Genomic DNA, 21,342 nt, shown 5'->3' with positions numbered 1-21,342 from the left:
GTTGTTATGAGCGCGTCCATAACAACAACACGCCGCAGGTCAACGGATCTGGTGGTCGGGGGTGGGTGACGCGCTGGTCACCACAGGGGTGCTCGGGCGGCGGATCGAGTTCATCCGGACCCCAGGTCCGCCCCCGGCACCTCCATCCTGAGCCTGGTCGGTGAGGTGGGGCCGGCCGGACGGCTTGTCGGTGAAAAATCGGAGGGGCTGGATGTGCGGTCTGCGTAGGGTTGGACGGTGTCCGAGCTGAAGCGGCTGCGTGCCGGCCATGCTCCGGCGGTTCTGGCCTTCGAGGTGGCGAACCGCGCCTACTTCGCTGCCTCGATCTCCGACCGCGGTGACGAGTACTTCGCCCATTTCGCCGACCATCACGGCGCCATGCTGGCCGAGCAGGAGGCCGGCATCGGTGCCTACTACGTGCTCCTCGCCGAGGACGGCTCGGTGCTGGGCCGGTTCAATCTGTACCGGTTCGAGGACGGCATCGCCGAACTCGGCTACCGGGTCGCGCAGCACGCTGCGGGCCGCGGTGTGGCGACGGCGACCGTCCAGGAGCTGTGTCGGCTCGCGGCGGCGCGGCACGGGCTGCGGACGCTGCGGGCCGCCACCGCCCGCGAGAACGTCGCGTCCCAGCGGGTGCTGGTCAAGGCGGGGTTCGTCCCGGTCGGTCCGGCCGACCCGTCCGACCTGGGCGGTAAGCCGGGCACGTGGTATCAGCGCGATCTGAGGGGTGGGCGCCCCGCACGGTCTGCTCTGGACGCACGTCGACGAGGTGAACACCGCACGTGCGGTTGGGGAGCCGGTGGTGCCGGGGGTTAGGTGAGGGCGGTGGTCAGTAGGGCGAAGGCGGCGATGATGACGGCGACGCGGGCGTAGTGGTAGCGGTCCCAGCGGTTCATCTGGTCCTTCCAGTCGGCGGGACGGTTCTCCGGGGTCCATGTCTTGCCCCGGTTGTTGATCGGGACGAGCAGCAGCACCGACATGAGCACGCTGACGATGAGCAGCGCGCCGGCGGTGATGGTGAGGCCGGTGCCGTCGTCGCCCCATCCGGCGATGGCCAGGACGGCGACGAGGGCGAGCGAGGTGATGTACCAGACGGGCATCACGGCGCCGAGCATCCGGCCGCCGTGGGCGCGGCCGAGTTGGCCGCTGTCCTCGGGCAGCGCGTTGAGGATCCGGTTGATGACGAAGGCGACGGAGAACTCCACCCCCACCATCAGGCCGACCACCACGATGGTGATGACCCCGAGTGCGTTGAGCATGATGGCCCCTCCTGAAATCTAGCATTGCTAGGTGATGTGGCAATGCTATTACTACTGCTGCTTGATTGTCTAGCAGTGCTAGGGTCGAGCCATGTCGGTTCAGGAACGCAAGCAGCGCGAGCGGGCGGAGCGTGAGCGCCTCATCGTGGCGACGGCCCGCGAACTCGCCGAGCAGCAGGGGTGGGACGCGGTCACCACCCGCCGGCTGGCCGAGCGCATCGAGTACAGCCAGCCCGTCCTCTACAGCCATTTCCGCGGCAAGCGCGAGATCATCGGCGCCGTCGCCCTGAAGGGGGCGGGCGAGATGGCCGTGGCGCTGCGGGCCGCGACCGCCGCCGCGGACGGGCCGCGTGCCCGGGTCGCCGCCCTCGCCCGCGCCTACCTCGACTTCGCCGAGCGCAACCCGGCGGTCTACGACGCCATGTTCCAGCTCGACGGCGGCCTCGCGTTCGCCCACGAGGACACCCCGGAGCCGCTGAAGGACGCCTTCGCCGCCCTGCTGGAGAGCCTCGGCGAGGTCGCCGGGGACGGTGTCCACCCGGCACTGTTCACCGAGACGTTCTGGGCGGCCCTGCACGGTCTGGCCACCCTGACCCGGGCGGGACGGCTGCCGCCGGAGCACACCGAGTCGAGGGTGGAACTGCTGGTGGACCGGCTCGCCATCGTCTGACGCACAGGCGGCCGGGGCCCTCGGGCTTCGACCCCATATGCGCCCTTAGCGGGCGGGGAGGATTCGGCCCTTCACTTCGCCGAAGCCAATGCGGGTGCCGGACGCGCCTGGGGCCGTGGCGGTGATGGAGACCTCGTCACCGTCCTCAAGGAAGGTGCGGGGTTCGTTGTTGACTTCGACGGGTTCCTTGCCGCCCCAGGTGAGTTCGATGAAGGCTCCGCGTTCGTCCTTGGCGGGGCCTGAGACCGTGCCCGAGGCGAACAGGTCGCCAGTGCGGGACGAGGCGCCGTTCACTGTCATGTGCGCGAGCATCTGGGCCGGGGACCAGTACATCTCGCGGTAGGGCGGGTGGGAGACCACCTGGCCGTTCCATGAGACTTCGAGGGCCAGGTCCAGGCCCCACGGGTTCTTCTCCTGGAGGTAGGGGAGTGGCTCCGGGTCTTGGGGCGGGGTCGCTACGCGGGCCGCTTCCAGGGCGAGGAGGGGAACGACCCAATGGGAGATGGACGTCGCGAAGCTCTTCCCTAGGAACGGCCCAAGGGGGACGTACTCCCAGGCTTGGATGTCGCGGGCCGACCAGTCGTTGACCAGGACGACGCCGAAGACGTGTTCGGAGAAGTCTTCCGTGGTTACCGGGGTGCCCAGAGGAGTACCGGTGCCTACTACGAAGCCGACCTCGGCTTCGATGTCCAGGCGGCGGCTCTCACCGAAGGTGGGGGCGTCTTCGCCCTTGCGCTGGCCCGTCGGGCGGACGATGTCCGTCCCGGACGGGATTACCGTGCCCGCGCGGCCGTGGTAGCCCACCGGGAGGTGCTTCCAGTTCGGCATGAGCGGCTCGGCACCGGGGCGGAACAGGCGGCCCAGGTTCGATGCGTGGTGCTCGGACGCGTAGAAGTCGACGTAGTCGGCCACCGTGAACGGCATGTGCATGGTGACCGCGTCCACCGGATGCACTGCCGCGTCCGGGACGTCGTCCGCAACCAGGTCGAGGATCTGCTCGCGCACCTCCACCCAGCGCGCGTGGCCCTGCGCCATGAACGGGTTCAGGGACGGTGCCGCGAAGACGTCGTCGTCCAGCGCCAGCGCCAGGTCCACGACCGAGTCGGCTACTCGGACGCCTACGCGGGGAGCCCCAGCGGCGGGAGAGAAGACGCCGTACGGGAGGTTGGCGAGCCCGAAAAGTGAGCCTTCGGGGATCGCGATGCGGGTCATCGGGTGGTCTCCTGGAGGGCGGACGCCAGCAGGCCCAGGTCCGCGAGTTCGTTCAACGGGTCGGTGATGCTGCACGTCCCGAAGGACAGGAACCGGCCGCGCGCCGCGGCCGTCCGGGCCTTGCCCAGGACGCGCACGCGGGACGCGATGGACGGGGCGTCCCGGTCGGCCAGCACCGCGGCCAGCTCCGCCGCCGGGCGGCCGCGCAGCGCGGCGTCGGTCGCGAGCAGCAAGTTCAGGAAGCCGTGCTGGTGGAAGCCCGTCTCCGGGTCGGTGTTCCGGACGGGGTGGTGCAGTCCCGCGGTCGCCTTGAACGGCAGGCGGGCGTCCACGACCGCCTTGATCCCGGCGGCCAGTTCGTCCGGGCTCGGGTAGAGGTGCGCCTTCACGCCGCCGGTGCGGAACTTCGCGCGGTGCCGCCGCGCGGCCACCTCGGCGATCATCGCGGGCCGGCGGTCGTCGCGCGGGATTTCGACGTAGACCGGCGCGGCGGGGTGGCCGAGCAGGCGGAAGAACTCCTCGGGCTGCATGCCGGACGGGACGGCGACCTCCAGGCCGCGCACGGTGAGGACCAGGTCGGCGGCGGCCGTCAGGGCCTTCACCGCCTGGCACGGGCCGCCGGGTGCGGTGATCGACACCTCCAGGGGCTCGCTGCCGATCAGCGGGTACAGCTCGTCCAGCGCGGTCGCGGGCAGGACGAGGGGGCCGACCGCGGCGGCGTACGGGGCGGCGCGGTGCGCGCGGTGGGCCGGGACGGCGTCGGCGAGCGGGGCGAGGCCCGGCGGGAACACGGCCGCGTCGTCGCACAGCGCGCGGGCGAACGGGGGAATCATCGCCGGCCTGCCCAGGTCCAGGCGTAGCCGGGGTCTTCGCAGGCCAGGCCGCCCTCACCGAGTTCGAGCGGGTGGAACGTGTCGACCATGACCGCGAGTTCGTCGAAGAACTCGACGCCGATGCTGCGCTCGTAGGCGCCGGGCTGCGGGCCGTGCGCCAGGCCGCCGGGGTGGACCGACACCGAGCCCTGGCCGATGCCCGACCCCTTGCGCGCCTCGTAGTTCCCGCCGCAGTAGAACATGATCTCGTCCGAGTCGACGTTCGAGTGGTAGTAGGGCACCGGGATCGACAGCGGGTGGTAGTCCACCTTGCGCGGCACGAAGTTGCACACGACGAAGTTGTGGCCCTCGAACACCTGGTGGACGGGCGGCGGCTGGTGGACGCGGCCCGTGATCGGCTCGAAGTCGTGGACGCTGAACGTGAACGGGTACAGGCAGCCGTCCCAGCCGACGACGTCGAACGGATGCCGCGCGTAGGTCATGCGGGTGCCGACGATGCCGCGCGAGGTGCGGTGCTTGACGTAGACCTCGACGTCGGTCTCGTCCGACGTGAGGGGTTCGCCGGGGCCGTGCAGGTCGCGTTCGCAGTACGGGGCGTTCTCCAGGAACTGGCCGTAGCGCGACAGGTACCGCTTCGGCGGCGCGATGTGGCCGGTGGCCTCGATCGCGTAGGCGCGCAGGGGCTCGTCGCCGGTCGGCAGCCAGCGGTGCGTGGTGGACGTCGGGATGATGACGTAGTCGCCCTGTTCGGCGGGGAGCGTGCCGAAGACCGTCTCGACCGTGGCGGTGCCCGACTCGATGTAGACGATCTCGTCGCCGGTCGCGTTGCGGTACAGCGGCGAGCCGGCGGCCGACACCACGTAGGAGAGGCGCACGTCGCTGTTGGCGAGGATCACCCGCCGCCCCGTGACGGGGTCGGTCTCGCCCCACGTCTCCTTGGGGAACAGTTCGTGCAGCTTCAGGTGGCGGGGCTTCAGCGGGTGGTTGGGCGTCGTCGCCACGTCCGGGACGTCCCAGGGCTGGGAGTCCGTGATCGCGGACGGGATCTCCCGGTGGTACAGGAGGGACGAGTCGGACGAGAACCCCTCCTCGCCCATCAGTTCCTCGAAGAAGAGCCGCTTCCCGCCGTCCCCCTGGTCGCCGTGACGGTGCTGGGTGTGGCGCTTCGGCGGCACGTGGCCGACCCGACGGTAGTGGGCCATGTCCCTCGCCTCCGATGGTTAATGCATGAACTACTTTCTGCCGACACTACGGGTCTTCTCCCGTCCAGGGAAGGGCCTAACCCGGCCACGGCCGGCGGCAGGTCGGGTTCTCGCGGCGGCGTCAGTTGCGCTCGCGCGCGTCGAAGGACGTCCGGCCGGCGATGAGCTTGTCCAGCAGCATGATCAGCATCCGCTGCTCGGTCACGGTGAGCGTCCCGGCCCACTGGCGCTCCCGCGCGTGCTGCCCGGCGAAGATCTCCAGCATCGCCTCGCGGCCCCGCTCGGTCAGCGAGAGGATCACCGACCGGCCGTCCCGCTCGCCGGGCGCGCGGGCCATCATCCCGTCCGCGACCAGCGTCTTCGCGAGGTTGGACACGGCGGCGCGGCTCATCCCGGCGAGCGTGGCGGCGCGGCCCGGCTCCAGCGGGCCGGCCAGCCAGGTCACGAACAGCAGCCGGAATCCCGCCCAGGAGTGCCCGCGCGGCCGGTGCACCGTGGACTCCAGGTCGTAGGTGACGATCGCGGACGCCCGGTTGAGGGTGAGCAGCAGCCGGGTCGCGAGCCGGTCCGGGAAGCCGAACTCCTCCGACAGCCGCCGCCCCGCGAGGTCGACGAACGTCCAGAAGCCGAGGTCGTCAGGCTCATCGCTCATCGTCGCGCCCCCATCCGGTTCATGGTTTGACCATTTAACCCGTCCGGGGCGGGGAGTGTCAGCGGAAGATCGCCGGGCATCTCCCCGGATGCGGGGACCGGCGGATTCGGGGAGGGACGATGGCGACCGTCGCCGACCAGTTCATCGAGGTGCTGCGGCAGGCCGGCGTGCGGCGCGTCTACGGGGTCGTGGGCGACAGCCTCAACCCCGTCGTGGACGCGATCCGCCGGACGGACGGCATCGAGTGGGTACACGTCCGCAACGAGGAGGCGGGCGCGTTCGCGGCGGCGGCCGAAGCCCAGACCACCGGGCGGCTCGCGGCGTGCGCGGGCAGTTGCGGGCCCGGCAACATGCACCTGATCCAGGGCCTCTACGACGCGCACCGGTCGGGGGCGCCCGTGCTGGCGCTGGCGTCGCAGATCCCGAGCGTGCAGATCGGCACCGGTTACTTCCAGGAGACCCACCCGGAGCGGCTGTTCGTCGAGTGCAGCCACTACTGCGAGACGATCGGCACGCCGGAGCAGATGCCGCGCGTCCTGCGGATCGCGATCCAGCACGCGATCGGGCACGGCGGCGTCGCGGTGCTGACGATGGCGGGCGACATCGCGGGCAAGGACGCCGCGGAGCCGGCCGGCGAGCACGACTTCCTCGTGACGAAGGGGATCGTCCGGCCGCCGGCCGATCAGGTCGAGCAGCTCGCCGCCGCGCTGAACCGGGCGCGCAAGGTGATGCTGTTCTGCGGCTCCGGTGTGAAGGACGCGCACTCCGAGGTGATGGAACTGGCGCACAAGCTCCTGTCGCCGGTGGGGCACGCGCTGCGCGGCAAGGAGTACATCCAGTACGACAATCCCTACGACGTGGGGATGAGCGGGCTTCTCGGCTACGGCGCCTGCTACGAGTCGATGCAGGCCGCCGACCTCGTCCTGTTGCTGGGCACCGACTTCCCGTACGACCCGTTCCTGCCCGGCCAGAACACCATCCAGGTGGACGACGATCCGGCGAAACTGGGTCGCCGGACCCCGCTCGACCTGGCCGTCCACGGCGACGTCGGTGAGACGTTGAGGCTCGTCTTGGGCAAGGTCGAGCAGAAGCACGACCAGGCGTATCTGGACGACATGCTGCACCGCCACGCGCGCGCTCTGGAAGGCGTCGTCTCCGCCTATACGCGCGACATCGAGAAGCACATCCCGATCCACCCCGAGTACGTCGCGAGTGTCCTGGACGACCTCGCCGCCGACGACGCGATATTCACCGTGGACACCGGCATGTGCAACGTCTGGGCCGCCCGCTACCTCACCCCCAACGGCCGCCGCCGCGTCATGGGCTCGTTCGTGCACGGGTCCATGGCGAACGCGCTGCCGCACGCCATCGGCGCCCAGTACGGTGCGCCCGGCCGCCAGGTCGTCTCGCTCTCCGGCGACGGCGGCCTCGGCATGCTGCTCGGCGAGCTGCTCACAGTGAAGCTGCACCGCGTCCCGGTGAAGATCATCGTGTTCAACAACGCGTCGCTCGGGATGGTGCGCCTCGAGATGATGGTGGACGGCTTCCCCGCCTTCGAGACCGACCACGAGGCCGTCGACTTCGCGGCGGTCGCCGAGGCGATGGGGATCGAGTCGGCGCGCGTGGAACGTCCGACCGACGTCCGCACCGTGATGGAACGCGCCCTGGCCGCGCCCGGCCCCTACCTTCTGGACGTCGTCACCGACCCGAACGCGCTGTCCATCCCGCCGCGCATCACCCCGCAGCAGGTGAAGGGGTTCGCGCTCTCCGCGGGCAAGACCGTCCTCACCGGCGGTGTCGGCAAGATGCTCGACCTCGCGCGCAGCAACCTGCGCAACATCCCGCGCCCCTAGCGGAACTCGCGGGCGATCTCCGTGAGGGTCTCGTCCACCACTTCGGACATGGAGCGGGCGCGCTGCTCCTCGATCCAGGTCAGGGACGCGATGCGGAGCGCGGTGATGAAGGCCCCGGCCATGACGCGCGGGCGGAGGCCGCCGGGCGGGATCTCGTCGCGGGCGGCGATCAGGTCGGCGAGGGCGCGCTCGAACTCGGCGTAGTGGGCGAGCTGCCGGGCCAGCACGGACGGGTGGTTGCGGGCGAGCCTGACCTGCGCGGCCCACTGCGGGTCCAGGGGGCCGAACTGGTCGTGGACGGCGTCGAACGCCGCGCGCAGCGCCGTCCAGGACGACTCCTCCGGCGGACGGGTCTCGAACGTCTCCAGCAGCGACCACATGCGCTGCTCGCCGCCGTAGAGGAGGGCCTCCTCCTTGCCGCCGAAGTAGTTGGAGAAGGTGCGGCGGGACACGCCGGCGGCGTCGGCGATGGCCTCGACCGTGACCTCGTCGAGGCCCTGCTCGACGGCGAGGCGCATCGTGGCCTCGTGCAGGGCGCGGCGCGTCGCCTCCTTCTTGCGCTCGCGCAGCCCGCCCTTGCGCTCGCCCAGCGCGCTCCTGCCCAGCGTGCTCTTGCCCTCGCCCAAAGCACTCTTCCGCTCGCGCAGTCCGCCGGTGCTCTCCATGGTCGCTCCAGCCTACTCACCTTCAAATGCTGCTCCGTGAGAAAACTTGCCCACTGGGAATAACATTCCCGGGTCGCGGGGTTGACTCCTCGTTCCCAACTTCTCCGCGGAGGCGTCTCTTGTCCGTTCCTGCCCCGTCCAGACCAGCGCCGATGTCGCACCGGCAGGTCCTCGAAGCGCTCAGCGGACTGCTCCTGGTGCTGTTCGTGGCGATGCTCAGCAGCACCGTCGTGTCGACCGCGCTGCCGCAGATCATCGGTGCGCTCAAGGGCAGCCAGTCGCAGTACACCTGGGTCGTCACCGCGACCCTGCTGGTGTCCACCGCCAGTACCCCGATCTGGGGCAAGCTGGCCGACCTCTACGACAAGAAGATGCTGCTCCAGGTGGGCGTCGGCATCTTCATCGTGGCGTCCGCGGCGTCCGGGTTCGCGCAGAACACCGCGCAGCTCATCGCGGCCCGCGCCGTGCAGGGCCTCGGCGTCGGCGCGCTGCAGATCCTCGTCCAGATCATCATGGCGGCGATGATCAGCCCGCGCGACCGGGGCCGCTACTACGGGTACCTCGGCGGCGTGATGGCCGTCGCGACCGTCGGCGGGCCGCTGCTCGGCGGGCTGATCGTCGACTCGTTCCTCGGCTGGCGCTGGTGCTTCTTCATCGGCGTGCCGTTCGCGGCCGTCGCGTTCGTGCTGCTGCAGAAGACCCTGAAGCTGCCGGTGATCCGGCGTCCCGGCGTGAAGATCGACTACCTGGGGGCCACGCTGATCGCGGCCGGCGTCAGCGTCCTGCTGATCTGGGTCACGTTCGTCGGCGAGAACTTCCCCTGGCTGTCCTGGCAGACCGCCGCGATGGCGGGCGGCGGCGCCGTGCTGCTCGCGGTGGCCGTGTGGGTCGAGTCGCGGGCGGCCGAGCCGATCGTCCCGCTGGACATCATCGCCCGCCGCAACACCGCGCTCGCGATCATCGCCAGCCTCGCGGTGGGGATGGCCATGTTCGGCGGTGCCGTCTTCCTCGGCCAGTACTTCCAGATCGGACGCGGCTACAGCCCCACCAAGGCGGGCCTGCTCACGTTCCCGATGATGCTCGGCGTGTTCGGCGCGTCCACCGTCGCCGGACGGCTCGCCACCAAGACCGGCAAGGTCAAGCCGTACATCCTGTTCGGGACGGTCGTGCTGACCGCCGGGTTCGCGATGCTGGCCACCATCGACCACGAGACATCGCTGATCTACCTCGGCGTCGGGATGTTCCTGATCGGCGTCGGCGTCGGCATGACGATGCAGAACCTGGTGCTCGTCGTGCAGAACTCCGTGCACCTGAGCGAGATCGGCGCCGCCAGCGGGACCGTGACGTTCTTCCGCTCGCTCGGCGGGACGATCGGGGTGTCGGTGCTCGGCGCGATCCTCGCCAACCAGGTCGCCGGCAAGATCGCGGACGGGCTGCGGCGGCTCGGCGTCGACCCGACCGCGGGCGGCGGCGACACCGGCAACCTCGACGTCGCGGCGCTGCCCGGCCCCGTCAGGGAGATCGTCCGGGCCGCGTACGGGGACGCCACGGGGCACATCTTCCTGGTGTCCACCGCCATCGCGGTCGTCGGGATCGTCGCGGCGGCGCTGCTCAAGCCGGTGACCCTGCGCGACAGCCTGGAACTGGTGGAGCCCGCCGAGGCGGACGAGCCGGTGCCCGCCGCGAAGGGCGCGCGGTTGTCAGGCTCCTGACAACTGCGGCCTGGAAGAGCTGGGTTGAGGTAGAAGAGTACGAAAAGCCGCCTTTATACCGTCGGTATCCGGATCTCGGACCCGGAGGCGGTAGATGAGCGGACGATCGGAGTTCGGGCGCCGCGCGGCGTCGGTCGCGCGGGCGGGCGGCATGTTCGCGCGCAGCGGGCTGTGGCGCCCCGGACCGCCGCTGAAGGTCGTCCGCCAGCTCGACGCGCTGCGCCGCTGGGGCACCCTGCTCGGCGGGACGGTCGCGTCCGCCGCCGCCCGCGACCCCGGCGCCGTCGCGATCATCGACGACGCCGGGGTGCTGACCTACGGCGAGGTCGACGCCCGCACCGACCGGCTCGCCGCCGCGCTCGGCCGGATCAACGACGCGCCCCGCGTCGCGGTGCTGTGCCGCAACCACCGCGGCATGGTCGAGGCGCTGGTCGCGTCCAGCAAGCGCGGCTGCGACCTCGTCCTGCTCAACACCGGGATGAGCACCGAGCAGCTCGGCACCGTGCTGCGGCAGCAGCGCGTCGAGGTCGTGATCGCCGACACGGAGTTCGCGGACTTCATCGCGGCCGTGCCGAAGACCGTGCACGTCTTCACGGCGGGCGGGACCGGCTCGGAGCTGGAGAACGCCATCGTCACCGCGCCCGCCGGGGCGGCGGAGCCGCCGGCGAAGGCGGGCCGGACGATCGTTCTCAGCTCCGGCACGACCGGTAGCCCCAAGGGCGCCGACCGGCACTCGCGCCCCGGGCTGTCGCCGCTCACCTCGATCCTGTCCCGCATCCCGTACCGGGTGCACGACCGGATGTTCATCGAGGCGCCGCTGTTCCACACCTGGGGCTACGCGATGCTGCAGACGGCGATCTCGCTGCGCGCCACGATCGTCCTGCGATCCCGGTTCGACCCCGAGCAGACCCTCCGCACGATCGAGGCCACCGGAGCGACCGCGCTCGTCGCCGTCCCGGTCATGCTGCGGCGCATCCTGGACGTCCCGGAGACCGTGCGGCGCAAGTACGACACGTCCTCGATGCGGATCGCCGCCCTCAGCGGCTCCGCCCTGCCCGCGACGCTCGCGACCGCGTTCATGGACGAGTTCGGCGACGTCCTCTACAACCTGTACGGGTCGACGGAGGCGTCCTGGGTCACCATCGCGACCCCCGCCGACCTGCGCGCCCACCCCGACACCGCCGGCACGCCGCCGCCCGGGACCAGGGTCGCGATCCTGGACGAGCACGGCCGGGCCGTCCCGCCCGGCACCACCGGACGGATCTTCGCCGCCAACGAGCTGCCGTTCGCCGGCTACACCGGCGGCGGCACGAAGGAGATGCGGGACGGCCTGATGAGCCTCGGCGACGTCGGCCACCTCGACGCGGACGGCCGGCTGTACGTGCGGGGCCGCGACGACGACATGATCGTCTCGGGCGGGGAGAACGTGTTCCCGGCCGCGATCGAGGAGGTCCTGGAGCAGCTTCCGCAGGTCAAGGAGGTCGCGGTCGTCGGCGTCCCGGACGAGGACTTCGGGCAGCGCGCCGCCGCCCACATCGTCCTGCGGGACGGCGAGACCCTCGACGCCGACGCCGTCCGCGCGCATGTCCGCGAGCATCTGGCGCGCTTCGCGATCCCCCGCGACGTCCACTTCCTGGACGCCCTGCCCCGCAACGCCACCGGCAAGATCGTCCGCCGCTCGCTGGAGGCGGACTGACCCGTCACTTCGCGTCGACGCGGCCCAGCGGGGCGGTGCCGCCCGCCAGTTCGGCGGCGGCCGCCGTCCACGCGGTGTCCTCCGGGAAGAGGGCGCTGCGCAGGAACGCCGAGGTGAGGCGCTGGATCAGCGCGACGCGCTCGGGGCTCTCGTCCGTCGTCTCGGTGACGGCGTAACCGGAGATTCCGCCCAGCGAGTGCTCGGCCCCGAACAGGGTGAGCAGGTTCGTGGCGCCGGGGCTCAGGAAGTACGCGTCGGTGAACCACTCCGGACCCCGGACGCTCAGGGGGGACTGGTCCTTCTCCCCGGCGACCACCAGGGCCGGCGTGGTCAGCTCCGCGAAGTCGGGGCTCATGAAGGAGAAGTTCTCGGCGGCGAACGGCGTCAGGTCGGCGCCGCCCGTGCCCGTGACGGCGAGCAGCACGCCGGCCTTGACCCGCGGGTCGGACATGTTCGGGCCCGGGACGCCCTCGGCGTCCAGGACCCGGGCGCCCAGCAGCATGCTCGCGGTCTGCGCACCCCAGGAGTGCCCGGCGACGGCGATGCGGCCGTGGTCGAGGCGCCCCGCGAGCCCGGGGACGGCGGCCTCGAGGACGTCCAGCCGGTCGATGGCGCGGGCCAGGTCCTCGACCCGGATGCGCCAGATGTCGGGGTAGCGGGGGTCGCCGGGGGTGACGTTCAGCTTCCGCGAGTCGAGGTGGGTCGGCTGGACGACGGCGAATCCGTGCGCGGTCCAGTGGTCGACGAGCGGGGCATAGCCGTCCAGCGACTCCCCGAAGCCGTGCGAGAACACGATGACGGGCAGCCGGTCACCGGTCAGCGGCGCCGACACCCGGACCTGGACGTCCTCGCCGCGACCCGGCGCGGGCAGCGCGATCGGGCGCACGGAGACGACAGATGCGTGGGACATGGGTTTCTCCTCGAAAAGTAGCGTGAGCAGGGCGGGGTGCGGCCTGGTCACGGGCCGCCCCGCTCTGGCATCATGAACAAGCGGATCGTTGTTCCGCTTATAAATATACGGAACCATGTTCCGGTTGGCAAGGGGAGGGGGCAGCGCAGTGCCCGGAAGCGGATCGGAACCGGCGGCGCCGCGGAAGCGGGCCGACGCGCGGCGCAACGAGGAGGCGCTCCTGGAGGCGGCCGCGGCGGCCTTCATCGCGTCGGGCATCGACGCGCCCGTGCGCGACATCGCGGCGAGGGCGGGCGTCGGGGTCGGCACGATCTACCGGCACTTCCCGACCCGGGCCGAGCTCGTCGTCGCCGTCTACCGGCACCAGGTCGAGGCGTGCGCGGAGGCGGGCCCGGTCCTGCTGGCCGGCGCCGGCTCCCCGTACACCGCCCTCGCCCGGTGGATCGACCTCTTCGTCGACTTCCTGGTGACCAAGCACGGCCTGGCGGAGGCGCTGCAGTCCGATGACGCGACCTTCGCGGCGCTGCACGAGTACTTCCTCGACCGGCTGCTGCCCGTCTGCGCCGAGTTGCTCGGCGCCGCCGCCGCCGCGGGCGAGATCCGCTCCGACATCGAGGCGCTCGAGCTGATGCGCGGCGTCGGCAACCTGTGCATCGGCGCGGGCAGGGACCCCCGCTACGACGCCCGCCGCATGGTCGGCGTGCTCCTGGCCGGCCTGCGCGTCCGGTAGCTCAGGCGCCGGACGCCGGGCGCCCCGTCACCACGGTGAACCACAGGCGGGTGCGGCCGGGCGACTGGTCCAGGCTCCAGTCGTCGGCCAGCGCGTCGATGACGGTCAGCCCGCGCCCGTGGTCGAGGCGGCGGCGCCCGTGCGGGTCGGCGTCGGCGGGGTCGGTGTCCGCGGGGCCCTCGTCGGCGATCTCGACGCGCAGGACGCGGCCGTCGGTGGCGACCGTCGCGGTGATGAGCCCGGAACCGTGCAGCACGGCGTTGGCGACGGCCTCGGCCGTCATCAGCTCGACGTCGTCGAGCAGCTCCTCGTCCGCGACGGCCTTCGCGGCGAGGTCGCGGACGGTCCGGCGGGCCAGCCGGCCGCCCTCCCGGTCGCGGCCGAAGCCGGACGGCTCGCCGAGCCGTTCCATCCCCACGGTCACTGGATCACCACATCCTGGAGTTCGGAAGCGCACCGCAATCATTCCCCTGCGGTGAGTGATGGGCAACGCGACCCGTGTACTGATCTTGGCCTTTCCGGGACAGCGGGGCCGGAAGATACTCACCAAGGCGCACAAAGCGGGTGTTTTCTCCGTCCTGCGGCGAGATTCAGCGGACGCCCTCCGTGTGTAACCATCCGTTTCATCAGCGTTTCTCGTCTGGTGGGCGCACGGCCCGCCCCCGGAGGTGCGCCATGCAAGCGCTCGTCCTCGCCTGTGCCGCGCAGGCCGTCTACATCGCCGCCTACGTCCTGTTCAAGACGGCCACCGGGCGGATGAGCCCGATCGGGGGTCGGCATCCGCTGCACGCCGCCGGCCGGCTCGTGCGCGCCCCGCGCTGGCTCGCCGGGGTCGCGGTGGTGCTGGCGGGGTTCGCCCTCTCGGCGTTCGCGCTGGTCACGCTGCCCGTGGTGGCGACCCTCCCGGCCTACGGGCTCGGGCTGATCCCGCTGCTGGTGGTGGGGATGAGCGGGTTCGGCGAGCGGCCCACGTCGCGGGAGTGGCTCGCCGTCCTCATCACCGTGGCCGCGATGACCACCGCGGCGCTGTCGGTGCTGCCGGGCGCCGGCGAGTCGCTGGCGGCCGCGCTGCACCGCACCGGTGGCGCCGCGGCCGCCGCCGCGCTCCCGCTGTGGAAGGCGGGCCTGGTGTTCGTGCCGTCGCTGGCCCTGCCGCTGTGGATGTTCTTCGTGCACGACCGCCCGGTCGGCGGCCGGCACGCGCGGCCGCTCACCGGGATCGCCTACGGGCTGGGCGCGGGCGTCCTGCTCGGCGCCACCGAGGTCTTCGGGCAGGGCATGGCGATGATGCTCGCCGCCGGACGCGGGGCGGGCGTGCTGGCCTCGCCGCACCCGTACCTGTTCCTGCTCGCGGGCGCCCTCGGCCTCGGCCTGCTGTCGATCGGGCTGCAGCGCTGCCGCCTCATGATCATCGTCACCGTCGTCACGGTCACCGCGAAGACGCACCTGCTGCTGTCGGCCACCCTGCTCTACGGCGAGCCGTGGCCGCGCGACCCGATGCCGCTGCTGCTGCGGGCCACCGGCGTCGCCCTCGCCGTCCTCGCCCTGTCGGCCTTCCCCCGTCACGAGCGCCGCACCCGCCGCCCCCGCCCGCCCGAGCCGGCCGCGCAACCCGTCGAGGCCGTCCACCCCCGCCCCCGGTACGCGCCGTCCCACCCGCCGTACGCGCAGGCGGTTCCGCCGTCGCGGATCAGTGCGCCGCCGGCCGGGTGGCCGGTGTCGCTCGGGCCGGACGGGCGGTGGGAGGCGCCGCGCGCCTACCCGACCCACCTGGGATGATGCAATCTTGTCATTGTCAAGATAGGCTGGCGGCGATCCCGAGGGAAGGAGTCGGCGCGATGGCGGAGAACCCCGGCCTGGCACGGCAGATGTGGCACCAGCTCGAACCCGTGCACGCCCTGTTCTGGTACTCGCCCGAGGTGTTCGCCGAGGCGGCGGCGCTCGGCTACGGCGTGGACACCCGCTGGCCGAGCTACTTCGCCTGGCGCGCCGCACCGCTCGGCGCGGCGGGCCCCGAGCGGGTGGCGTCCGCCTTCTACAGCTTCAGCCCGCGCGTGGTGGCCGAGCACATCCCCGCCGCGTGGACGGTCGCGGCGCCCGGACGCGTCCTCGAAGGGCGGCAGCGCGCCGTCGACCGGATGTACCGGACGCTGCTCGGCGACGGCATCGGTTCCCCCGATGTCGCCGAGGCCGCCGCGCTCGCCCGCGCCGCCGCCGGGGAGGCGGGCACCGCCGGGCGTCCGATCGCCGCCGCGAACGCCGACCTGCCCTGGCCGGACGAGCCGCATCTCGTCCTGTGGCACGCGATCGGGATCCTGCGCGAGCAGCGCGGGGACGGCCACGTCGCCGCGCTCCTCGCGCACGGCCTCGACCCGGCCGAGTCGCTGGTCTCGTTCGCCGCGATCGGTGCCGCGTCCGCGGAGACGTTCGCGAGCCGGGGCTGGACGGACGAGGAGTGGGCCGCCGCCCGCGACCGCCTCGCGTCCCGGGGCCTCGTCGACGCGTCCGGCGAGGCGACCGGACGGGGCCGCGAACTGCGCGACTCCGTCGAGCGGATGACCGACGACCTCGCGTACGCGCCCTGGCGGACGCTCGGCCCCGACAAGGCCGACCGGCTCGCGCAGCTGACGCTGCCGATCCTGGTCAAGGTGCTGGAGACCGGGCTGATGCCGGCGCAGAACACGCTCGGCATCGGCACGGTCCAGGCGCCGCCCCGCTGAGTCAGCCGCGGGGGAGGTGCCAGGCGGTCTCCTCCAGGCGGCCGGTGTTGCCGAGGTCGATGGGTCCGTCGGACTCGACGATGACGACGGGCCGTCCCGGCGCCGGCCGCACCTCCAGGTACGCGCCCGCCACGGCCGTGGTGGTCGGGTCGGTGACCGTGTTCCGCCAGACGATCCCGAAGACCGCCGACTTGCCCGGACGGATCGTCAGCGGCTTCGGCCCCTCGTCCTCGACCTGCGTGGTGCCCCGCACGATCTTCACGTCGAACGGCTGCCGCTTCCCGTCGAGGACGCGCAACGACGGGTAGCCGTTCAGCCGGTACGGGCGGTCGCCGCAGTTGCGCAGCGTGATGGTCGTGGCGCGCAGGCCCATCGCGGCCTCGACCTGCCCCATCCCGACGCTGATGCCCTCGGGGGTGCAGACCGGCGGGGCCGGCCGCGACGACGGCAGTGCGGCGGAGCGCGTGGGCAGCACCGGGTAGGGCTCGGACGGGACGGCGGCGGGCGCCCGCTCGGTGCCGCAGCCGGCCAGGCCGGCGAGCACCGCCGCGGTGAGCAGCAGGAACGGTGTCCGATGGGTCGGGGTCACCTGCGGATCATGGCAGACGAATGTGGACGTCCCGTGCTCGTCCCCCGGTGCCGGCGGGCACGCAGGTGCGCGGCGCGGAGCACGACCTCGATGCCGAACCGGGCCTCCGGGTCGGCCAGCTCGTCGCCGAAGACCTGCTCGATCTTGCGCATCCGGTACCGGACGGTCTGCGGGTGGATGTGCAGCAGCGCGGCGATCTCGGCGGCGGTGCCGCGGGTGACGAGCCAGGTCCGCAGGGTCTCGGTCAGCCGCTCCTGCTGGCCGGGCGTCATGCCGTCCAGGACGGCGAGGCGCCGCCGGGCCAGCTCCTCGACCAGCGCGGGGTCGGACAGCAGCCACAGCGTCACGAGGTGGTCCTCGCAGAGCGTCACCGGGCCGTCCAGGACGCCGTCGAGGACGAGGCCGAGCGCCCGCCGGGCCCAGCGCAGCGAGTCGGCCGCCTGCTCGGCGGGCATGGTGAGGCCGACCGCGGCCCGGCGGCCCGGGAGCGCCCGCTCCAGCATGGCGCGGCGCTGCGGCGTGAACGGTCCGGGGACGAGGAGGTGCGGGGCGGCGCATTCCACGTCGGCGAGGACGTCCTCGTCGAGCGAGTTCCACACGCAGCGGGCCTCGGGTTCGACGGCGATGAGCGTGACCGCGGCGGGGACGGGCCATCCGGCGGCCTCGGCCGCCTCGGCGACCTCGGTCCCGGGGCCGTCCAGCAGCACCCGCAGCAGGCGGCGGCGGCGCTCGTCCAGCGCGGGGATCGGGCGTTCCCTGGCCTGCCGGTACCCGTCGAGCGACAGTGCCGCCAGCTCGTCCATGTAGACGAACAGGGCGTCGGCGAGGCGCGACATGACGGCGGCCGAGATGTCGTGGCGGGGCGCGACCCGCATGACGCGGCGCCACGCGACCTGCCCGCCGATGCGGTAGGCGGCCTGGAGGGAGTCCATGCTGCGGCCCTCGTGCGCCTCGTACTGGCCGAGCATCCGGGCCGTCCCGGCGCAGTCGTCGGTGATCTCGGCCGGGCCGGGCGCCGCGACGCGGTCGACGAACGCCGCGAGGTGGTGCTCCACGCTGCGCCGCAGCACGTGCCCGTAGGGGCCGTCGAGCGGCCGGGCGTACTCGGGGATGGCGCGCCGGATCTCGGTGACGATCGCTTCGGCGAGGCTCGGCAGTTCCGGCCGCATCAGCCGGGCGAGCCGCGGCGGGAGCGGGGCCGAGCGCTCGGCGGGACCGGCGTGGTCGAGAGTTCTGGTCATCGGACACCTCCGTCACCGCGTGCGCGCGACCGGGACGCGGGCGAGCGGGGCGCGGTGGCCCCGCCCGGTCCGGCCGGCGCGGGCGGCGGTAGAGCGAGACCGCGGGCGGAGCGGCGCGCGACCGTCGGGAAAGCCTCGCGCGCGCCGGTCCTTCCGCGGTCCGGGACACTTCGACGGTACGCAGCGCCGCCGGGGCATTCTGTAGAGCCAGGGAACAAAACACGAAAGGCGCTGCTCACCTGTTTATAACTTGGCGTTCCAGGCGGCCGACCGGGCTTGCGGCGGGCTTGCGGTCGGGATTGCAGGCGGGCCTCGGAACTGCGCGTCGCCCGGTTATCCGCGGACCGGGAGGAACTTATCGCCGCATGATAGAAAAAGATTCACGTTCGGCTTCGGCGGATACCGCGGCCGGGCCGGAGTTGTTCATCACTTTTCCACGAAGACCGCCGCGGCCTCTCGTCCTCAACGCGATTTCTTCTCGGATTGACCTGTGCGAACGTTGCTCGAAAAAGCACACCGGCCCGGCACCGGGCCTCACCCAAGGAGCGGCCATGGGGGCGCTTGCGCTCGCCGTCGCGGCACCCGCCGCCTACGTCGCGGGTTTCACCATCTTCAAGGTCTGCGGGCGCCGGATGCCGCGGCTCACCGGATCCCGGTTCGGCCGCACGACCTGGACGCTGGCGACCAGCCCCGGCTGGCTCGGCGGGCTGGCGCTGCTGATCGGCGGCATGCTCGTGCAGAGCATCGCCCTGACCAGGCTGCCGGTGAGCCAGGTCGTCCCGATGTACGGGCCGGTCATGGCCGTGCTGCTGCTGGTCGCGGTGAGCAACTTCGGGGAGCGCGTGGCGGCGGGGGAACTGCGCGCGCTGTCGGTGCTCGTGCTGGCGCTGCTGGCGTTCGCCGCCGCGGGCGGCCTGCTGTGGGGGCCGGCGGCCACCGGCTCGGCCGGTCCCTGGGACGCCGGCGCGCCGCTCTGGAAGGTCGCCCTGCTCGTCGGGCCGTCGGTGCTGTTCCCGCTGTGGCTGTTCACCGTGCGGGACAGGCCGGTGGACGGCCAGCACGCCAAGCGGGTCACCGGCGTCGCGTTCGGCCTCGGCGCGGGCGCCGTCGTCGGATGCGCGGAGAGCTCCGGCGCGAGCGTCGCGCGGATGCTGCGGGACGACCCCGCCCAGTGGCAGCACGTGCTGGGCACGCCGCACCCCTACATCATCGTGGTCGCGGGGCTCCTCGGTGCGGGTCTGGCGCACATCGGGCTGCAGCGCTGCCGCCTCTCCGTGGTGATCATCCTGCTGGCCGTCGCCTCCAAGGCCTCGCTCTGGCTCGGCGGGATCCTGGTGTACGGGCAGCCGTGGCCGCAGACGCCGGGCCGGTTCGCCCTCTCGGGGATCGGGCTGGTCCTGGCGGTGGCCTCGATCTTCATGATCCCGCGGCACGAGCCCGCGGAGCCGGTCGCCCCGGCCGGGGCGCGGACCGCGCCGCCGTCCGCCCCGCCGGTCGGACGGCACCGCCCCGCTCCACTGCTCGCCGCTCCGGTGTTCCCCGTTCCGGAACCGGCCACGGCACCCGTCGCGCTGCCCGGCGCGGCGCCCGTTCCGGCGCCGATCCGTCCCGCGCCGACCGTGCGGCGGCGTCCGGACGTGCGGCCGCGCCCGAACGTGCCGCGCAGCGCAGCGGCCATGCGCGACGAGACACGGCGTGACGAGGCACGACGCGAGGATGCGCGCTGGGAGGACGCGACCCGGCGGCCGCCAGGATGACCGCGGCTCAGGCCCGCCGCCCGTCCCCCGGCTCCGCGGGACGGACGGCGTCCCGGGCCTCGCCCCGGGCCTCGTCCCGGGCCTCGTCCCGCGCGGCGTCCAGGGTCTCGCCCCGGGCCTCGTCCCGCTCCCGGGTCAGCCGGGCCATCTCGTCCATGACGCGGTCGAGGAAGGCGTCGACCTCGTCCACCGAGTAGCCGGTCATCAGGCGGGTCGTCGTGAACCGCTGCCTGCGCACCGCCTCGGGAGTCAGCCGGGGCTCGCCGCTCTCGCGGGAGCCGGTCAGGGGAGCGGCGGCGGAGTCGGTCAGTTTCCGGTACCACGTCTGCTTCGCCATTTCCATGAGCACCTCCTAACACAGCGTGAAGCCTGTCGGCCGGGCCGATCCGAAAGGTGTTCCGAGAACGCCGGTTCCGCGCCGGATTTCTGAACGACGGGAGCATCTCATCCCGGCGGCGGCGGGCGGGACTCCGCCCCCCAAGGCACGCCATATTCATCTCGCGATGACAGCTTTCCGCGGCGGTGGAGGCACCGGGTGCCAAACTGCCGGCTCTTCGTTGCGCTTTACCGGTGGTCTCCTTACCATCCAACCTGGCGGACATCCCTTTCCCCCCGAGGAGCCCGATGGAACCCGTGATCGAGCATCGCCTCGGCAGCAGCCGGAAAGCACGAAGGTTCGCGCTTTTCATGCGGGTCGTCATCAGGCCGGTGTTCTTCTACAGCCCGCTGACCCGCTTCATGCTGCGGCTGGCCGTCGTGCTGGACTGGGGCGCCCCCCTGCTCATGCGCCCGGCCAAGGCGACCGTGATCGAGCGCGTCGACCTGGACGGCTTCCACGGGGAATGGATCCGCCCGGACGGCCGCGCCGCCGACCGGGTGATCCTCTACCTGCACGGCGGCGGCTTCTTCTGCTGCGGCCTGCGCACCCATCGCGGCCTCGTGGCGAGGATCGCGTCCCGCTCGGACGCGGTCGCGTTCTCCGTCGCCTACCGGCAGCTGCCCGGCTCGCCGCTGTCGGTCTCGATGGCGGACGCGCTGCAGGCGTACGGCCGGCTCCTCGACCAGGGCCACAAGCCGGAGGACATCGTCATCGCGGGCGACTCGGCCGGCGGGTTCCTGGCCTTCACCACCGCGCTCGCCGCCCTGAAGAGCGGGCTTCCGGCCCCCGCCGGGATCGTGGCGCTGTCCCCGCTGGTGGACCTCGACCACGAGGCCCGCGCGTCCTACGAGCACACCCGGCGGGACGCGTACGTGCCCGTCCACCGGCTGAAGGCGCTGAAGCGCCTCCTGCTCGCCGGCATGGACGGCGATCCGCTGCCGTCCCCCTGCGACCGCGACCTCCGCGGCCTGCCCCCGGTCTTCATCGTCGCCGGTTCCCGCGAGGCCCTCCGCTACGACGCGGAGTTGATGACGGAACGGCTCGCCGAGGCCGACGTTCCGCACCGCCTCAAGATCTGGGAGGACCAGATCCACGTCTTCCCCGCCTTCGCCGGCATGATCCCCGAGGGCCACGAGGCCATCGGAGAGATCGCAGAGTTCATCCACGACACCACGTCCCCCGCCACCCGCACGAACTAGCCCCCCAACTCGTTGATCTGCGGCGTGTTGTTGTTATCAGCGCTGATAACAACAACACGCCGC

Annotated in this window: 21 protein-coding genes; 10 read left to right on the top strand and 11 right to left on the bottom strand. The window is 72.3% G+C overall.

The genetic code is table 11. The features are described from left to right. The first annotated feature begins 237 nt into the window (after nucleotides 1-237). Nucleotides 238-816: a GNAT family N-acetyltransferase gene (locus tag ABZ806_RS41925; protein ID WP_500224607.1), complete on the top strand. Its 579-nt coding sequence runs from the start codon at nucleotides 238-240 to the stop codon at nucleotides 814-816. Here the strand turns inward: ABZ806_RS41925 and ABZ806_RS41920 are convergent. After that, the gene (locus ABZ806_RS41920) at nucleotides 813-1,259 is read right to left on the bottom strand and encodes an anthrone oxygenase family protein (RefSeq protein WP_500224604.1); all 447 of its coding nucleotides are present in this window, start codon (nucleotides 1,257-1,259) and stop codon (nucleotides 813-815) included. The two genes, ABZ806_RS41925 and ABZ806_RS41920, sit on opposite strands and share 4 nt — an antisense overlap. Nucleotides 1,260-1,350: 91 nt before the next feature. Between ABZ806_RS41920 and ABZ806_RS41915 the strand changes: the two genes are divergently transcribed. After that, nucleotides 1,351-1,929 (top strand): TetR/AcrR family transcriptional regulator, encoded by a 579-nt coding sequence (locus ABZ806_RS41915; RefSeq protein ID WP_500224601.1) that lies wholly within the window; start codon nucleotides 1,351-1,353, stop codon nucleotides 1,927-1,929. 45 nt (nucleotides 1,930-1,974) lie between these two features. Here ABZ806_RS41915 and fahA read toward each other — a convergent pair whose 3' ends face one another. The 4 genes from fahA to ABZ806_RS41895 all read right to left on the bottom strand — a co-directional run bounded on the left by fahA (nucleotide 1,975) and on the right by ABZ806_RS41895 (nucleotide 5,828). Next, nucleotides 1,975-3,141 carry a fumarylacetoacetase gene (fahA, locus tag ABZ806_RS41910; protein WP_500224598.1) on the bottom strand — a complete coding sequence of 389 codons (1,167 nt, stop codon included), beginning with the start codon at nucleotides 3,139-3,141 and terminating at the stop codon, nucleotides 1,975-1,977. Continuing rightward, nucleotides 3,138-3,974 carry a hypothetical protein gene (locus ABZ806_RS41905; protein ID WP_500224596.1) on the bottom strand — a complete coding sequence of 279 codons (837 nt, stop codon included), beginning with the start codon at nucleotides 3,972-3,974 and terminating at the stop codon, nucleotides 3,138-3,140. Before ABZ806_RS41905 ends, fahA begins: the two co-directional genes overlap by 4 nt. Beyond that, on the bottom strand, nucleotides 3,971-5,176 hold the full coding sequence (locus ABZ806_RS41900) for a homogentisate 1,2-dioxygenase (RefSeq protein ID WP_500224591.1): 1,206 nt from the start codon (nucleotides 5,174-5,176) through the stop codon (nucleotides 3,971-3,973). Before ABZ806_RS41900 ends, ABZ806_RS41905 begins: the two co-directional genes overlap by 4 nt. 121 nt (nucleotides 5,177-5,297) lie before the next feature. Continuing rightward, nucleotides 5,298-5,828, bottom strand: coding sequence for a MarR family winged helix-turn-helix transcriptional regulator (locus tag ABZ806_RS41895; protein ID WP_500224587.1), 531 nt, complete (start codon nucleotides 5,826-5,828; stop codon nucleotides 5,298-5,300). 119 nt (nucleotides 5,829-5,947) lie between these two features. Between ABZ806_RS41895 and ABZ806_RS41890 the strand changes: the two genes are divergently transcribed. Further along, a complete protein-coding gene (locus ABZ806_RS41890) occupies nucleotides 5,948-7,681 on the top strand; it encodes a pyruvate dehydrogenase (RefSeq protein WP_500224583.1) in 1,734 nt (577 codons plus the stop codon). Here ABZ806_RS41890 and ABZ806_RS41885 read toward each other — a convergent pair. Beyond that, complete coding sequence (locus ABZ806_RS41885; protein ID WP_500224581.1) at nucleotides 7,678-8,346, bottom strand: TetR/AcrR family transcriptional regulator; 669 nt, start codon at nucleotides 8,344-8,346, stop codon at nucleotides 7,678-7,680. The two genes, ABZ806_RS41890 and ABZ806_RS41885, sit on opposite strands and share 4 nt — an antisense overlap. Before the next feature lie 152 nt (nucleotides 8,347-8,498). Here ABZ806_RS41885 and ABZ806_RS41880 point away from each other — a divergent pair, with 152 nt between their 5' ends. Together ABZ806_RS41880 and ABZ806_RS41875 are read left to right on the top strand one after the other, a co-directional pair. After that, nucleotides 8,499-10,058: an MDR family MFS transporter gene (locus ABZ806_RS41880; protein ID WP_500224578.1), complete on the top strand. Its 1,560-nt coding sequence runs from the start codon at nucleotides 8,499-8,501 to the stop codon at nucleotides 10,056-10,058. Nucleotides 10,059-10,152: 94 nt separating this feature from the next. Continuing rightward, a complete protein-coding gene (locus ABZ806_RS41875) occupies nucleotides 10,153-11,754 on the top strand; it encodes an AMP-binding protein (RefSeq protein WP_500224574.1) in 1,602 nt (533 codons plus the stop codon). 4 nt (nucleotides 11,755-11,758) lie between these two features. On the opposite strand, the gene ABZ806_RS41870 is transcribed toward ABZ806_RS41875, so the two are convergent. After that, a complete protein-coding gene (locus ABZ806_RS41870; RefSeq protein ID WP_500224570.1) occupies nucleotides 11,759-12,664 on the bottom strand; it encodes an alpha/beta hydrolase family protein in 906 nt (301 codons plus the stop codon). 115 nt (nucleotides 12,665-12,779) lie between these two features. Between ABZ806_RS41870 and ABZ806_RS41865 the strand changes: the two genes are divergently transcribed. After that, on the top strand, nucleotides 12,780-13,394 hold the full coding sequence (locus ABZ806_RS41865; RefSeq protein WP_500224568.1) for a TetR/AcrR family transcriptional regulator: 615 nt from the start codon (nucleotides 12,780-12,782) through the stop codon (nucleotides 13,392-13,394). A 1-nt stretch (nucleotide 13,395) separates the two neighbouring features. On the opposite strand, the gene ABZ806_RS41860 is transcribed toward ABZ806_RS41865, so the two are convergent. Then, nucleotides 13,396-13,818: an ATP-binding protein gene (locus ABZ806_RS41860; protein ID WP_500224565.1), complete on the bottom strand. Its 423-nt coding sequence runs from the start codon at nucleotides 13,816-13,818 to the stop codon at nucleotides 13,396-13,398. A 251-nt stretch (nucleotides 13,819-14,069) separates the two neighbouring features. On the opposite strand from ABZ806_RS41860, the gene ABZ806_RS41855 reads away from it, so the two are divergent. Together ABZ806_RS41855 and ABZ806_RS41850 are read left to right on the top strand one after the other, a co-directional pair. Further along, nucleotides 14,070-15,173, top strand: a complete 1,104-nt coding sequence (locus ABZ806_RS41855; protein ID WP_500224562.1) for a hypothetical protein — start codon at nucleotides 14,070-14,072, stop codon at nucleotides 15,171-15,173. A 59-nt stretch (nucleotides 15,174-15,232) separates the two neighbouring features. Further along, the gene (locus ABZ806_RS41850; RefSeq protein WP_500224561.1) at nucleotides 15,233-16,114 is read left to right on the top strand and encodes an SCO6745 family protein; all 882 of its coding nucleotides are present in this window, start codon (nucleotides 15,233-15,235) and stop codon (nucleotides 16,112-16,114) included. 1 nt (nucleotide 16,115) lies between these two features. Here the strand turns inward: ABZ806_RS41850 and ABZ806_RS41845 are convergent, their stop codons facing one another. After that, a complete protein-coding gene (locus ABZ806_RS41845; RefSeq protein ID WP_500224559.1) occupies nucleotides 16,116-16,703 on the bottom strand; it encodes a DUF4232 domain-containing protein in 588 nt (195 codons plus the stop codon). Further along, nucleotides 16,700-17,944, bottom strand: a complete 1,245-nt coding sequence (locus ABZ806_RS41840) for a PucR-like N-terminal domain-containing protein (protein ID WP_500224557.1) — start codon at nucleotides 17,942-17,944, stop codon at nucleotides 16,700-16,702. The genes ABZ806_RS41845 and ABZ806_RS41840 overlap by 4 nt, the downstream gene beginning before the upstream one ends. A gap of 551 nt (nucleotides 17,945-18,495) precedes the next feature. On the opposite strand from ABZ806_RS41840, the gene ABZ806_RS41835 reads away from it, so the two are divergent. Next, nucleotides 18,496-19,701: a hypothetical protein gene (locus tag ABZ806_RS41835; protein ID WP_500224556.1), complete on the top strand. Its 1,206-nt coding sequence runs from the start codon at nucleotides 18,496-18,498 to the stop codon at nucleotides 19,699-19,701. A 7-nt stretch (nucleotides 19,702-19,708) separates the two neighbouring features. On the opposite strand, the gene ABZ806_RS41830 is transcribed toward ABZ806_RS41835, so the two are convergent. Then, complete coding sequence (locus ABZ806_RS41830) at nucleotides 19,709-20,038, bottom strand: DivIVA domain-containing protein (protein ID WP_500224554.1); 330 nt, start codon at nucleotides 20,036-20,038, stop codon at nucleotides 19,709-19,711. 287 nt (nucleotides 20,039-20,325) lie between these two features. On the opposite strand from ABZ806_RS41830, the gene ABZ806_RS41825 reads away from it, so the two are divergent. Then, nucleotides 20,326-21,279 carry an alpha/beta hydrolase gene (locus ABZ806_RS41825; protein ID WP_500224552.1) on the top strand — a complete coding sequence of 318 codons (954 nt, stop codon included), beginning with the start codon at nucleotides 20,326-20,328 and terminating at the stop codon, nucleotides 21,277-21,279. Nucleotides 21,280-21,342: the final 63 nt, after the last annotated feature.

It is taken from the genome of Spirillospora sp. NPDC047418, assembly GCF_040643275.1.
In the GTDB taxonomy this organism is placed as follows: Bacteria; Actinomycetota; Actinomycetes; order Streptosporangiales; family Streptosporangiaceae; genus Spirillospora.
The sequence above is the reverse complement of the archived record's forward strand: the minus strand, read 5'-3'. Positions and strand labels throughout refer to the sequence as shown.